Genomic DNA, 13,255 nt, shown 5'->3' with positions numbered 1-13,255 from the left:
GAAGTCGATTCAAAGTCCGCGAGAATAGGCGTGCGGGCCGAAACGAACTTCTTACCGGGACTCTTCCCGGTCCGGTGTGGCTCGACGGGGTGCGCCGAGGCCGGCGATCGTGCTTCGCCGGTCCCGCGGGTCGGTTAAGTTCGCACGGGGGTGTGCGATGGCCGACTTCGGAATCCTCGGTCCGTTCGACGACGGCCGGCCCGCGGGATCCGCCCCGCTCAGCGGTAGACAACGACTGCTGCTCGCCGTGTTGCTCGTCAACGACGGCCGTCCGGTGCCGGTGACGCGGTTGGCGGACGTCGTTTGGTCTGATCCGCCCGAATCGGCCAAGGCTCAGCTGCACAACGCGATAAGCGCGGTGCGCAATGCTTGCCCGGCGGGTCTGATCGTCACTCGCCCCGCCGGCTACGAGCTCGACCTGACCGGGCACCGGCTCGACCTCGTGGAGTTCCGTCAGGGCGTGGAGGCCGCCGCGACCAGCGGAGACGACCGGCACGCGGTCGCCGCGCTGACCACCGCGCTGCGCCTGTGGCGGGGTACCGCGCTGGCCGACGTTCCCGGCGACTGGGCCGAGGGGTTGAGGCAGGTTCTGCAGGAGGAAAAGGCAGCCGCCGTCCAGGCCCGGTTGGAAGTGATGGTGCGCCTCGGCGATTTCGACGCGATTGTGCGCGAAGTCGTCGACGCCATTTCCGAAAACCCCTTCCGGGAACGCCTGCACGAGATCCGGTTGCTCGCGCTCGCCGCCGTCGGCCGCAAAGTCGAGGCGTTGGAGGCCTATCGCGAGTTGAGTCGTCAATTCGCCGAGGAACTGGGCATCGGACCGGGCCGGGCGTTGCGCGACCTCGAACTGCGCATCCTCCAGGACGAGGTGCCCGTGCCCCTGCGCGCACCGGCCCGGCGGCCGCGCCAGCTCCCGCCCAGGACCGCGCGACTGACCGGCCGGGAGGTGCTGCTCGCCGGTGTCGTGCGGTCCCTGAGCAGCTCGGAGGACTCGCCTCCGGTCGTCGTCCTGGTCGGCGCGGGCGGGATCGGCAAGACCGCGGTGGCCGTCGCGGCGGGCCACGAGCTGTCCCGGCGGTTCCCGGACGGGCAGGTGTTCGTCGACCTCCGCGGCGCGCACGCCGACCACGCCGATCCGCACGCCGTCACCGGTACCGTGCTGCGCGCGTTGGGCGTGGACGGCACCGAACTCCCGTCGGACCGCGCCGAACGGACCGCGCTGTACCGGAGCCGGCTCGCCGATCTCGCCGTGCTGCTGGTGCTGGACGACGCGGCGAGCGAGCAGCAGGTGCGCCCGCTGCTGCCGGGCACCGGACGGTGCGCGAGCGTGGTGACATCACGGCGGCAGCTCGGAGCGTTGCTCGACTCGGACCGGTACCCGGTGCCGTTGCTCGCCGAGGCCGACGCGGTCGCGCTGCTCGCCAGGATCGCCGGGCCTGAGCGCATCGCGGCCGAACCGGAGGCGGCCCGCGAGCTCGTCCGCCTCTGCGGGCACCTCCCGCTCGCCGTGTGCATCGCGGCCGCCCGGCTCACGCTCACCGAGGACGCCGGGCTGGGCGAGTTCCGGGCCAGGCTGGCCGACGAACGGTCCAGGTTGGACGAACTCGTGGTCGGCGATCTCGACGTGCGGGCGAGCATCTCGCTGGGCTACCGCCCGCTGCCCGCGGACGCCCGGCAGCTGCTGCGCGTCCTCGGCCTCGTCACCGCGCCCGACTGGCCGCGCTGGGTGGCCGACGAACTGCTCGGCCGGCCGTCGGCGGAGGAGTTCGACCTGCTGGTGGAGGCGCATCTCGTCGAACCGGCCGGGCAGGACGGCCTGGGACAGCACCGCTACCGGCTGCACGACCTGGTGGCCGACTTCGCCCGTGAGCGCGCTCTCGCCGAGGACGGCGCCGAGGCGTGCGACCGGGCCACGACCCGGATGGTGTCCGGCTGGCTCGCGCTGGCGTCCGCCGCCGACGAACTGGTCCCGCACGGCACGACGTACGCCGCCGAACTCGGTGCCCCGCCGCCACCTCCGTCCGGACCGGACCTCGACGCGGACATGGCGGCGGAGTGGTTCGAGATCGAGCGACTCGGCCTCGAGGCAGCGGTCGGGACGGCGCTGAACCTCGACGCCACCGACCTCGCCGGGCACCTCGTCCTGTGCCTGTCGGGCTTCTACACGGTGCACTCCTACGACCTCCAGCGCGAGGAACTGCTGCGGCGGGTCACCGATCACGTCCGCGGTGACGACCGGTTGCTGCTGCGGCTGCTGCCCGCGTTCTACGAGTCGTGCAGCCAGCTCGACCTGCTCACCGAGCTGCCCGGCATCGCCGCCGAGCACCTGAAACTCGCCCGGCACTTCGACGACGCCGAGGCCGAGGCGATGGCGTTGTGGCAGGCGGGCCGCGCGGAACGGCTGGCGGGCAGGCTCGACGCCGCGATGGGCTGGCTCGACCAGGCGGTGCGCTGCGCCCGAGCGTCCGAAGTGGACCCGGCGCTGCTCGCGAGTTGCCTGGGAGGACTCGCGAACGCGCTCGTCGACCTGGGCCGTCCCAGCTCGGCGGTGCCGCACACCGCGGAGGCCGTCGCGCTGGGGCGGGACGCGGGCCCGACCCGTGAGCTCGCGCTCAAACTCCACAGTCACGGCACCGCGCTGGTCGAGAGCGGTCAACTCGTCGAAGCCGAGGCGGCGGCGTCGGAGATGTTCGACGTCACCACTGCCATCGGTGACGACGTGGGTGTCGCGTTCGCCCAGGTCGTGCTGGCGCAGGTCGCCGTCCAGCGTCGGGACTGGGGCGCCGCCGAGCGGTACGTCGAGGCGTCCGAACGGGCAGGCGAGGAACTGCACTACGACTACCTGCTCGCCACGGCCGTGCGTCAGCGCTTCGACCTGCTGGCGGCACGCGGCCGCTGGCGTGAGGCGGCCGAGGTGGCGCTCGGGTCGCTCAGGACGTGGCGAAGTCTGGACTCCGCCGTGGAAGCGGCACGAACCCTCGCCCGGCTGCACATCGCCCACGACGCCATGGGTGACGCTGCCGCTGCGACGCGCTACCGCGAGGAAACCGAGCAGGCGCTGGCCGAACTCGGCCTGCGCCCGGAGAGCCTGCGGTTGCCGCCGCACCTCGTTGTTAGAGACCTGTGAGAGGACCGGCCTAGGTTCGCCCCCGTGACCAGGAAAGGACCTGGTCACACAGGGGAGGACGACGATGGCGAGAGCCCTCAAGCTGCTCATCGCGGTCACGGCGGCTGCCGCGACGCTGACCGCGAGCTACACCACCGCGGCAGCTGAACAGACGTTCAGCGCCACCCAGCTCGCCGAGGTCAAGGCGTCGCTGGACGACGACCCGGAGCTGCTGGTGCCCGGCACCGCGTGGCACGTCGACCACGAGGCCGGCCGCGTGCTCGTGACCTACTACAACAACGTCACCGGCACTCAGCTGGCCGAGTTCACCGAACGCCTCAAGCGCTACGGCGACGCCGTCCAGGTCGTGCGGGTGGACGACGAGCTCCTGCCTGCCGCGAGCGAGATCAACGGTGGCAACGAGATCCTCGTCGGCAACTCGCCCTGCTCGCTCGGGTTCAACACGGTCAGTCCCGCGGGCACGTTCTACTTCCTGACCGCGGGGCACTGCGGTCACGTCGGCGACGTCGTCCGCGACAAGGACGGAAACCCGATCGGCACGGTGATCGTCGCGAAGTACGGCACCGACGACTACGCCGTGGTCAAGTACAACGGCACCTCGATTCTCAAGTACGGCCGTGCCGACCTGTGGGACGGCCGCTACCAGGACATCACCACCTCCCGCGAGGCCAAGCTCGGCGAGAAGGTCTGCCGCAGCGGCAAGACCACCCACCTGAAGTGCGGCCTGGTCAAGGACCTCCACGCGACCGTCACCTACCGCGACGGCACCAGGCTGCACGATCTCATCGCGTCGAGCGCCTGCGCGCAGCCCGGCGACAGCGGCGGACCGGTCTGGCACGGCACGGCCGGACTGGGTCTGCACTCCGGCGGTCCCGGCCAGTGCCCGTTGCCCACGGGCGCCAACACCTACGTCATGAAGCTGCCGCGAGTGCTCGCCCGGCACGGCGTCAACGTCTACTGAGCCCGCTCTTTCAAGGAGGAATCCCATGCGCACACTCTGGAAAACCCTCATCGCGGCGAGCGCCTTCGCGGCACTTGTGGTCGGTGCTCCGGCGGCACAGGCCGCGCCTGTGCAGAACGAGTCCGCGGTGTCCGTCACGGAGTCCGAAGACGGCTGCTTCGCCACTGCCTGGGGGTACCGGGTCGCGATCAAGTGCGGTCCTCCCGCCGCGGCGGTGGGGGACTACAACCTCGACCGTCTGGGGGACGAGGTGTTCGCGGTCAGGAGCGACCGGGTCGTCATCCACATCTGGCCGGGCAGTGGAGGATGGCGTCCCCTGACCAACGGCCGTGCCGACAAGATCGACAGCTTCTACTTCCAGCCGAGCTCCGGATACCGGTTGCTCAAGGTGTGGGTGAACGGCAGCGGGCTCTTCTGCACGAGCTACGAGCCGGGCCGCAACTGGTACAACTTCTGGAAGTGCTGACCTCGTGACCGGGGCGGACCGAGGTTCTCGGTCCGCCCGCACGGCCGTCAGTGCCCGTCGACCACGATGATCGGCTTGCCGCCGCGGTGTTTCGCGGTGAACGCGGTCACCGCCTCCGCCAACGGATACCTCTCCCCGACGAGCACCCGCAGGCTGCCCTCGCGGACGAGCTGAACGAGTTCGGTCAACTGCCGCCGGTCCGCCTCGACCACGAAGAAGATCGTGCGGCCGTCGCGGGGCCGCGCCTCGGTGGGCTCGGCGATGGTGACCAGCGTGCCGCCCGCGCGCACGAGAGCGGCGGAGCGTTCGAGGACTTCGCCGCCGAACACGTCCAGCACCGCGTCGACCTCGCCCGCGTCCTCCAGCCGTTCGGTGTCGAGGTCGACGAAAGCGTTGGCGCCCAAGCTCAACGCCAGGTCGCGGTGGTGTGCCCGGCCCGTGCCGACGACGTGCGCTCCGGCCCGGCGCGCGAGTTGCACGGCGATCGACCCCACCCCGCCCGCCGCGCCGTGGATCAGCACCGTCTGTCCACTCTGGATCCGGGCGTGGTCGAACAACGCCTGCCAGGCCGTGAGTCCGGAGATCGGCAGGGCGGCGCCGACGGTGTGGTCGACGTCCGCGGGCAGCGGGGCGAGGTTGCGGGCCTCGACGGCGGTGAACTCGGCGAGCGAGCCGTCGCGGGTCCAGTCGGCGAGCCCGAACACCCGTTGCCCGACGGTGAGACCGGTGGTGCCGTAGCCGAGTTCCGTCACGACGCCGGACAGCTCGTGGCCGGGCACGCTGGGCGTCCGGTCGCGGCCCGCCCGATCGGTCCAGGTGCCCGGCCACTCCAGTTCGCCGGGCGTGAACCCGGCCGCGTGCACCCGCACGACGACGTCGTTCTCCGCGGCGTGCGGGTGGGGGCGGTCGGTCAGGGTGAGCCCGGCGGGACCGGCACCCTTGTCCTGAACGGTGATGGCCAGCATGTCGTCGTCCTCGGTCGGAGTGAGCGGCACCGCGTGCCGATGTGACTCCAAAACTAACCCCGTTCCGGTCCGGGATCTGGGACCACTTGAGGTCCGGGAACGGGAACCAGTCCGGCTCACCGCAGGGCGTTGGCGTGTTGGTGCCATGCCGCTTTCCGTCAGCGCGAGGCCTCGATTTCGCCGCTGTGCGCTGCCGATACTGGCCGCACCCCGCCCCCACAGCCCTGAGGAGAACGATGAGAACGTCCATTGCGCGGCGGCTCGCGGTGGCCGCCACGACGCTGGCCCTCGGACTGGCGGCGGTACCGGCCGGGGCCCAGGCCGCGCCCGCCGAGTCGTCGTTCGCGGGCATCCCGGCGTCGGTGGTGGCACAGGCTGACGAACTCGTGCAGCGGCTCGGTGCCGAGGCGATCGACCCGGCCGACTACGTGTGCTCGACCTCGACGCCGTTGCGGGACTGGCTCGCCGCGCAGAAGAGCGACTGGGCGCCGACCGACCAGGGCCTCGTCGACTTCGTCTCCCAGCTGCCGCTGCTCGACACCGTCCTGTTCCCGGACGAGGCGAGCAGCACGTTCGGCCCGTTCACGCACCAGATCACCAAGACGTTCCGCGACCTCGGGAAGTTCTGGGACGTCGACCCGCGCCAGATCCGCCTCCGGGCGCTGCGCAGCACGATGCTCCTCGACACCGCGCGCCTCACCAGGGTCTTCACCGTCGGCTTCGGCTTCGACGCGGCGACCTCGGCGGGCCTCGCCGCCAACGTCGTGCAGCTCGTCGACGTCGACAGGTTCGACCACGGCCGGCACCCGGCCTTCACGTTCAACGCCTTCGCCCTCGACACCGCGGAGATCCCGGGCGTGGGCAAGCTGCCGCCGCAGATCGTCCTGGGCGACGGTGTCCTCGCGGGCTTCCAGGCGGTCGGCCTGAGCGACGTCGCACCGCAGGCGATCCTGGCGCACGAGTACGCCCACCACGTGCAGTACCAGCGGAACCTGTTCACCACCGACCTGACCGGCCCCGAGGCGAGCAGGCGCACCGAACTGATGGCGGACGGGTTCGCCGCGTACTACCTCACCCACGCCCGCGGCGCGAACATGCAGTGGAAGCGCGTGCAGCGGTTCGTCCAGGTGTTCTCCCAGCTCGGCGACTGCAAGTTCGACGCACCGGCGCACCACGGCACCCCGAACCAGCGGGTGCGCGCCGCCGAGTGGGGCTACGGCGTCGCCGACGGCGCCCGCAAGCAGGGCCACGTCATGCCGACGCTGTTCCTCGCGCGGCTGTTCGAAAAGCAGCTCCCGCTGCTGGTCGCGCCGGACGCTCCGGGCACGACCGAGGGACTCTGAGTGCTGAAGCAGGCCGGGGACGCGTCCCCGGCCTGCTTTGGGGTCCTGTTGGGACGATCCCGGTGGTACAAAGTGCTCCATGCAGCCCCTGCAGGCCCTCGGTCTTTCGGCGGCAGCGGAGCAGACGTACCTCGACCTCGTCGAGGCGGGCGCGTGCACCCCGGCCGACCTCGCCGCGCGGCTGCGATTCACTGACGAGGAGCTGACCGCGGCCCTGGCCGAACTGTCCGAGATCGGGCTGGTGGAGCACACCGAGGGAACGATCATCCCCGCGCCGCCGAGGCTCGCCATGGAGACGTTGGCCGACCGCCACACCCAGGAAGCCGCCCTGGCGAGGCAGAGCGCGGAACTGCTGTCCCAGCTGTGGGCGCGAGGAGTCGCGGGCCGCACCGACTTCGAACTGCTGCCGTCCGCCGAAGCGGGCAGGGCCGTCCTCGACAGCATCCAGGCCGACGCCAGGAACCAGGTCAGGGCCATGACCCTGGGCAACCTCTCGACCGAGGACCACAAGATCGTCGACGGCCTCTTCGACGCCCTCGCCCGCGGCGTCAGCTATCAGGTCATCTACGGCGCCCACGTGTTGCACGACGCCGAATCCCTCGACATGGTGCGACGGTGCGTCGCCGCCGGCGAACAGGCCAGGGTCTTCCCGCACGTGCCGATGAACGTGGCGATCGTCGACGACCGCTGGGCCCTGGTGACCGCCCGCGCGCAGACGGCGGGCAAGCCGCACATCGCCGCGGTGGTCGTGCACGACTCGCCGTTCCTGTCCGGCCTGGTGGGCTTCTTCGAGGCGTTCTGGCGCATGGCCGTGCCGATCACCAACAGCACCGAGGCGAGCGGCACCCCGCAGCGCGAGACCAGGCAGCTGCTGACCTACCTGTCGGCCGGCCTGACCGACGAGGCCATCGCCCGCGAACTCGGCGTCAGCGAACGGACCATCGCCCGGCGGATCAGCCGGTTGCAGGAGGTCCTGGGCGCGCAGACCAGGTTCCAGCTCGGCGTGCAGGCGTCCCGGCAGGGCTGGCTCTGACCGGCCGGAAAGCGCTGTTGCGGCAAGCTGGGTGGCCGGCGGATCGCAGCGGAACAGGAGCGGGCATGACCGACGACGTGGCCAGCCAGGTGATCAAGGCCGAGCAGGACCGAATCCGATGTCTCCTCGACGTCGACCGCGGCACCTACGACCGCCTGCACGCCGAGGAGTACCGGTTGTGCAACCCGACCGGCACCGTGTGGACGAAGGCCGAGTACCTGGACCTCCTCGACACCGGGCGGGTCGCCTACCGGGAGCTGGCGTTGATCGGCGACGTCGACGCCGTCGTCGGCACCGACGTCGTCGTCCTCCGCTACCGCTGCGTCATCGAACTCACCGTCCACGGCGCGGACATCCCACGACACGAGGCCTGGCACACCGACGTCTACACCAACGCCGACGGCACGTGGCGCTGCGTCTGGTCGCAGGCCACCGGCATCATGGACCTCCCGCCGGCCGCACCCTGACCTTGTCCGTCAGAAACCGGGAAACACACGCCGCAGGTCGTCGAGCGTGACAGCGCCCTCGACGGTGACGCCGTTGTCGTGAGGTGCCTTGAGACGGCCGCTGATCAGACGGACGAACGCCTCCTGCGGCCCGTCGAACGTCGCCGAGGGCGCCTCGAGGTGGTCCACCACGGCGACCGCGTCGTCGATCACCAGACCGCCACCGGGAATCGCGACGGACACGGGAGCCGAGAGCTCGGCCGGCTTCGCGAAGAAGCCCAGCAGGAACCCCATCGGCCCGTCCAGCAGGTCGACGAGCACGGCGGCCGAGTCGGCGTGCACTCCGGCGTGCGCGTCGAACGCCACGCGCACGTCCCACGAGTGGTTGGCCACCTCGTTGAGCCGCATGCCCAGCGCGGTCAGCAGCGGCACCGGCTCCGGCAGGAACCCGAGGTCGACGGTCAGCGACGAGCGCTGTTCGGGCGTGAGCGCCTCGACCACGTCGAGCCAGTGAGCGTTGTGCTCCAGGAAGCCCTCGGCCTGCGCGCGCGGCGTGGCCGCGTCCCAGCGGGCCCAGATCGTCTGGTTGTCCTCGGCCGTCACGTCCTCGCCGGCGGCCCTGGCGATCGGCGCGCGGCCGATCTCCGCACCGCTGCCGAGATGCGACAGGGCTTGGGCGACGGTCCACTCCGAGGCGCCACTGGTGAGCGCCAGCTGCTCGTCGGTGAAGGTGCGGACGAGACCGGCGAGCACGTCGTGCTCGGCACGCAGGGCGGCGATCGTGCGGTCGACGAGTTGACTCATACCAGCCCCCAACTCCGCGACCCGCGGATCTGTTCCTCTGAACCAGAACCACGAAACGGAGAATTCGGGTGAGCCGGAAAAGCAGAGAAGCAGGTAGAGACGAATCTCTACCTGCTTCTCTGGAGTACGCCGCCAGGGACTCGAACCCCGGACCCGCTGATTAAGAGTCAGCTGCTCTAACCAACTGAGCTAGCGGCGCTTGTTTGTGTGCCGGAGGCTTGCTCGTTCCGACGTGAAGAACGTTAGCACAGCGCCTCAGCGCGCTCCCAATCGGCTGGTCAGCGCAGGTTTGGCGGGTGCATCGGCCACGTAACGATCCGGCCACTCGCGCAACTTCGGCCCATCCCGTGTCGTCACCTAGTCGGGGGACGCCAAAACGACTTCGTGCAGGCAGTCTCGGGAGCGGGCGACAAGCAGATCGGAAGTACGTCGATGGGGATGTGGAGCAGGCGCGGTCGTGGGGTGGTCGCAGCGGGAATCGCTGTGATGCTGATCGCAGGCTGTTCGGGCGGCGGTGACGCGGCCAGTGGCGGCAGCGGCGGCGAGTCGAGCGCTGCCCCTCCTCCGCCGAAACCCGTCACGTTGACGCTGGGGCTGGCCAACGGCTCCGCCGACGTGGCGCCCGGTCTGCCCGTCATCGCGACGGCGGCCGACGGGAAGCTGACCGACGTCAAGCTGACCAACGCCGACGGCAAGGTCGTCGAGGGCAAGATGAACCCCGAGTCGACGCAGTGGAACAACACCGAGCCGCTCGGCTACTCCAAGGCCTACAAGCTCGTTGCCACGGCCACCGGTGAGGACGGCAAGTCCGAGACCAAGGAGACCAGCTTCACCACGGTGAAGCCGCGCACGCTCACCTACGTCTCGACCAACCCGCAGGACGGCACCACGATCGGCGTGGGGCAGCCGCTCGCCTTCTACTTCGACGAGCCGGTGGCCGACAAGGTCGCGGCCGAGAAGATGCTGGAGATCACCACCGAGCCCAAGGTCGAGGGCGCCTTCTACTGGTTCAACAAGAAGGAGGTGCACTGGCGTCCGCAGGCGTTCTGGAAGTCAGGCACCAAGATCACGATGAACATCAAGGTCTACGGCAAGCACATCGGTGACGGCATCTACGGCCAGGAAGACCGCACGATCACCACGACGGTCGGCGACGAGGTCATCTACGAGGCCGACGGCGGCGCGCACACGGTCAACGTCAAGGTCAACGGCCAGGTCGTGAAGACCATGCCGACCTCCATGGGCAAGCCGGCCGACGCCACCCCCACCGGCACGTACGTGCTGATGGAGAAGCACGACCACATGATCATGGACTCGACCACGTACGGCCTCGCGCTGGAGAACGGCGGCTACAAGACGCCGGTCGACTGGGCCTACCGCATGTCCAACAGCGGCATCTTCTTCCACAGCGCGCCGTGGTCCATCGGCGACCAGGGCAAGCGCAACGTGAGCCACGGCTGCCTCAACCTGTCGCCCGAGAACGCCAAGTGGGTGTTCGACAACAGCAAGCAGGGCGACGTCGTGACCGTCGTCAACTCCGGTGGCCCGGCCCTGGAGTCGTGGGACGGCTTCGGCGACTGGCAGGTCCCGTGGGAGACCTGGGTCCAGGGCAACCGCGGGTAGCTAGGACACCGTCACCTGGCCGCCCGAAACGGTCAGGTGACGGTTCACCTGCACGGCCTCCAGCATCCGCCGGTCGTGCGTGACCAGCAGCAACGTGCCGGGGTAGTTCTCCAGCGCGGACTCGAGCTGCTCGATCGCGGGCAGGTCGAGGTGGTTCGTCGGCTCGTCCAGCACCAGCAGGTTCACCCCGCGGCCCTGCAACAACGCCAGCGCCGCCCGCGTCCGCTCACCCGGTGACAGAGACGCCGCGGGACGCATCACGTGCGCCGCCTTCAGACCGAACTTCGCGAGCAACGTGCGCACGTCGGCAGGGTTCATCTCCGGCACGGCCTCCTCGAACGCCTCCACCAGCGGCAGGTCGCCGAGGAACAGGCCGCGCGCCTGGTCCACCTCGCCGACCACGACGCCGGAGCCCAACGTGGCATAGCCCGACGAGAGCTCCACGCGGCCCAGCAGAGCGCCGAGCAACGTCGACTTGCCCGCGCCGTTCGCGCCGGTGATCGCCACCCGGTCCGCCCAGTCGATCTGCAGGTCCACCGGGCCCAGCGTGAACGAACCGCGCGAGACGACGGCCGCCCGCAGTGACGCCACGACGGCGCCGGAGCGGGGAGCGGACGCGATCTCCATCCGCAGCTCCCACTCCTTGCGGGGCTCCTCGACGACGTCGAGGCGTTCGATCATGCGGTCGGTCTGACGGGCCTTCGAGGCCTGCTTCTCCGTGGCGTCCGCACGGAACTTGCGGGCGTTCTTGTCGTTGTCGCCTGCCTTGCGGCGTGCGTTCTTCACGCCCTTTTCCATCCACGAGCGCTGCATGCGCGCGCGGGCCTCCAACGACGACTTGGTGTCGGCGTACTCCTCGTAGTCGTCACGGGCGTGCTGGCGGGCACGCGCGCGCTCTTCGAGGTACGACTCGTAGCCGCCGCCGTAGAGGTGCACGGCGTTCTGGTGCAGGTCGAGTTCCAGGACGCTGGTGACCGTGCGAGCCAGGAACTCGCGGTCGTGCGACACGAGGACGGTGCCGGCGCGCAGGCCCGTCACGAACTTCTCCAGCCGCTCCAACCCGTCGAGGTCCAGGTCGTTGGTGGGCTCGTCGAGCAGGTAGATGTCGTAGCGGCTGAGCAGCAGCGACGCCATGCCCGCCCGCGCGGCCTGACCGCCGGACAGCGAGGTCATCAGGGCGTCCAGACCGACGGTGAGCCCGAGGTCGGCGACGACTTCGAGGGAACGCTCCTCCAGGTCCGCGCCGCCCAGAGCCAGCCACTGGTCCAACGCCTCGGAGTAGCCCTCGTCGTTGCCCGCGGTCAACGCCTCGGTGGCCGCGTCCAGCACCTGTTGCGCGAGAGCCACCCCGGTGCGCCGGGCCAGGAACGAGCGCACCGTCTCGCCCGCCAACCGCTCCGGTTCCTGAGCGAGGTGGCCGACGTTGGCGGACGGCGGGTTCAGCGCCACGCGGCCCGACTCGGGCGGGATCAGTCCGGCGAGCGTGCGAAGCAGCGTCGACTTGCCCGCGCCGTTCACGCCGACGAGGCCGATGACGTCGCCGGGAGCGACCACCAGGTCCAGGCCGGTGAACAGGACGCGGTCACCGTGACCGGCGGCGAGGTCCTTGGCGACGAGCGTGGTCATGAAGACTCCCTGAACGTGAAGAAAGGCCCCCGCAAACCGCGAGGGCCTTTCGACAAAGGGTGAGTGACGGGACTTGAACCCGCGACACCTGGGATCACAACCCAGTGCTCTACCGACTGAGCTACACCCACCATTGCCGGTCGTTGACCAGCACGGAAAGCATAGCAACAGCATCCACCGAGATAAAAATCAGGGGGCTACTTGACGTCCTTCAGCAGGTCAGCGGCCACGGCCTGGGCCTGCTCGGTCGACGGCCCCGGCTGCGGCACGAACGCCGTGCGCCGGTAGTACGCGAGCTCCCGGATCGACTCGACGATGTCGGCGAGCGCCCGGTGCGCGAGGCCCTTGCCCGGCTGCGCGTAGTAGATGCGCGGGTACCAGCGCCGGCACAGCTCCTTGATCGACGACACGTCGACCATGCGGTAGTGCAGGTGCGCGTCCAACGCCGGCATGTCGCGGGCGATGAAGCCGCGGTCGGTGGCGATGGAGTTGCCGGCCAGGGGAGCGGTGCGGGGATCCGGCACCCACTCCTTGATGTAGGCCAGCACGGCGGCCTCGGCCTCTTCCAGCGAGACGGCGGACGCGCGCACCTCCTCGGTCAGGCCCGACTTGGCGTGCATCTCCATGACGACCTCCGGCATCGAGGCCAGCACGTCATCGGGAGCGTGGATCACGATGTCCACACCCTCGCCGAGCACGTTGAGCTCGGCGTCCGTGACCAGTGCCGCGATCTCGATCAGAGCGTCCTTGCCCAAGTCGAGTCCGGTCATCTCGCAGTCGATCCACACCAGACGATCCATCACGCCCCGAACATTACTGCGCTGGGGCTCAACTTCGAGTGGCGGCGTGCGGCAACCTGGT

At 70.0% G+C, this 13,255-nt stretch carries 11 protein-coding genes and 2 tRNA genes; 7 read left to right on the top strand and 6 right to left on the bottom strand.

The features are described 5' to 3' along the window. Window positions 1–157 precede the first annotated feature (157 nt). The 3 genes from JNUCC0626_RS25505 to JNUCC0626_RS25495 all read left to right on the top strand — a co-directional run bounded on the left by JNUCC0626_RS25505 (window position 158) and on the right by JNUCC0626_RS25495 (window position 4,554). Window positions 158–3,127, top strand: coding sequence for an AfsR/SARP family transcriptional regulator (locus tag JNUCC0626_RS25505; protein ID WP_394613291.1), 2,970 nt, complete (start codon window positions 158–160; stop codon window positions 3,125–3,127). Between the two features lie 64 nt (window positions 3,128–3,191). Then, on the top strand, window positions 3,192–4,088 hold the full coding sequence (locus JNUCC0626_RS25500) for a S1 family peptidase (RefSeq protein ID WP_394613290.1): 897 nt from the start codon (window positions 3,192–3,194) through the stop codon (window positions 4,086–4,088). Window positions 4,089–4,113: 25 nt separating this feature from the next. Beyond that, window positions 4,114–4,554 carry a hypothetical protein gene (locus JNUCC0626_RS25495; protein ID WP_394613289.1) on the top strand — a complete coding sequence of 147 codons (441 nt, stop codon included), beginning with the start codon at window positions 4,114–4,116 and terminating at the stop codon, window positions 4,552–4,554. Between the two features lie 47 nt (window positions 4,555–4,601). Here the strand turns inward: JNUCC0626_RS25495 and JNUCC0626_RS25490 are convergent, their stop codons facing one another. Next, window positions 4,602–5,519, bottom strand: a complete 918-nt coding sequence (locus JNUCC0626_RS25490; protein ID WP_394622094.1) for an NADP-dependent oxidoreductase — start codon at window positions 5,517–5,519, stop codon at window positions 4,602–4,604. 236 nt (window positions 5,520–5,755) lie between these two features. Here JNUCC0626_RS25490 and JNUCC0626_RS25485 point away from each other — a divergent pair, with 236 nt between their 5' ends. The 3 genes from JNUCC0626_RS25485 (at window position 5,756) to JNUCC0626_RS25475 (ending at window position 8,362) form a co-directional block, all read left to right on the top strand. Further along, window positions 5,756–6,862, top strand: coding sequence for a hypothetical protein (locus tag JNUCC0626_RS25485; RefSeq protein ID WP_394613288.1), 1,107 nt, complete (start codon window positions 5,756–5,758; stop codon window positions 6,860–6,862). A 79-nt stretch (window positions 6,863–6,941) separates the two neighbouring features. Continuing rightward, complete coding sequence (locus JNUCC0626_RS25480; RefSeq protein WP_394613287.1) at window positions 6,942–7,895, top strand: helix-turn-helix transcriptional regulator; 954 nt, start codon at window positions 6,942–6,944, stop codon at window positions 7,893–7,895. A 65-nt stretch (window positions 7,896–7,960) separates the two neighbouring features. Further along, window positions 7,961–8,362 (top strand): nuclear transport factor 2 family protein, encoded by a 402-nt coding sequence (locus tag JNUCC0626_RS25475; RefSeq protein ID WP_394613286.1) that lies wholly within the window; start codon window positions 7,961–7,963, stop codon window positions 8,360–8,362. Window positions 8,363–8,371: 9 nt separating this feature from the next. Here the strand turns inward: JNUCC0626_RS25475 and JNUCC0626_RS25470 are convergent, their stop codons facing one another. Together JNUCC0626_RS25470 and JNUCC0626_RS25465 are read right to left on the bottom strand one after the other, a co-directional pair. Continuing rightward, window positions 8,372–9,145, bottom strand: coding sequence for a maleylpyruvate isomerase family mycothiol-dependent enzyme (locus JNUCC0626_RS25470; RefSeq protein ID WP_394613285.1), 774 nt, complete (start codon window positions 9,143–9,145; stop codon window positions 8,372–8,374). Window positions 9,146–9,270: 125 nt separating this feature from the next. After that, a tRNA-Lys gene (locus JNUCC0626_RS25465) sits at window positions 9,271–9,344 on the bottom strand. A 287-nt stretch (window positions 9,345–9,631) separates the two neighbouring features. Between JNUCC0626_RS25465 and JNUCC0626_RS25460 the strand changes: the two genes are divergently transcribed. Further along, the gene (locus JNUCC0626_RS25460) at window positions 9,632–10,768 is read left to right on the top strand and encodes a L,D-transpeptidase (protein ID WP_394613284.1); all 1,137 of its coding nucleotides are present in this window, start codon (window positions 9,632–9,634) and stop codon (window positions 10,766–10,768) included. On the opposite strand, the gene JNUCC0626_RS25455 is transcribed toward JNUCC0626_RS25460, so the two are convergent. From JNUCC0626_RS25455 to orn, 3 genes are all read right to left on the bottom strand, one after another. Beyond that, window positions 10,769–12,394: an ABC-F family ATP-binding cassette domain-containing protein gene (locus JNUCC0626_RS25455; protein WP_394613283.1), complete on the bottom strand. Its 1,626-nt coding sequence runs from the start codon at window positions 12,392–12,394 to the stop codon at window positions 10,769–10,771. 58 nt (window positions 12,395–12,452) lie between these two features. Beyond that, window positions 12,453–12,525: transfer RNA gene (locus tag JNUCC0626_RS25450), tRNA-His, on the bottom strand. Between the two features lie 66 nt (window positions 12,526–12,591). After that, window positions 12,592–13,197 (bottom strand): oligoribonuclease, encoded by a 606-nt coding sequence (gene orn / locus JNUCC0626_RS25445; protein ID WP_394613282.1) that lies wholly within the window; start codon window positions 13,195–13,197, stop codon window positions 12,592–12,594. Window positions 13,198–13,255 lie beyond the last annotated feature (58 nt).

Origin of the sequence: Lentzea sp. JNUCC 0626, assembly GCF_043632865.1 — a bacterium.
GTDB lineage: Bacteria > Actinomycetota > Actinomycetes > Mycobacteriales > Pseudonocardiaceae > Lentzea.
Note: the sequence above shows the minus strand (reverse complement) of the source record. Positions and strands in the feature narration are given on the sequence as shown.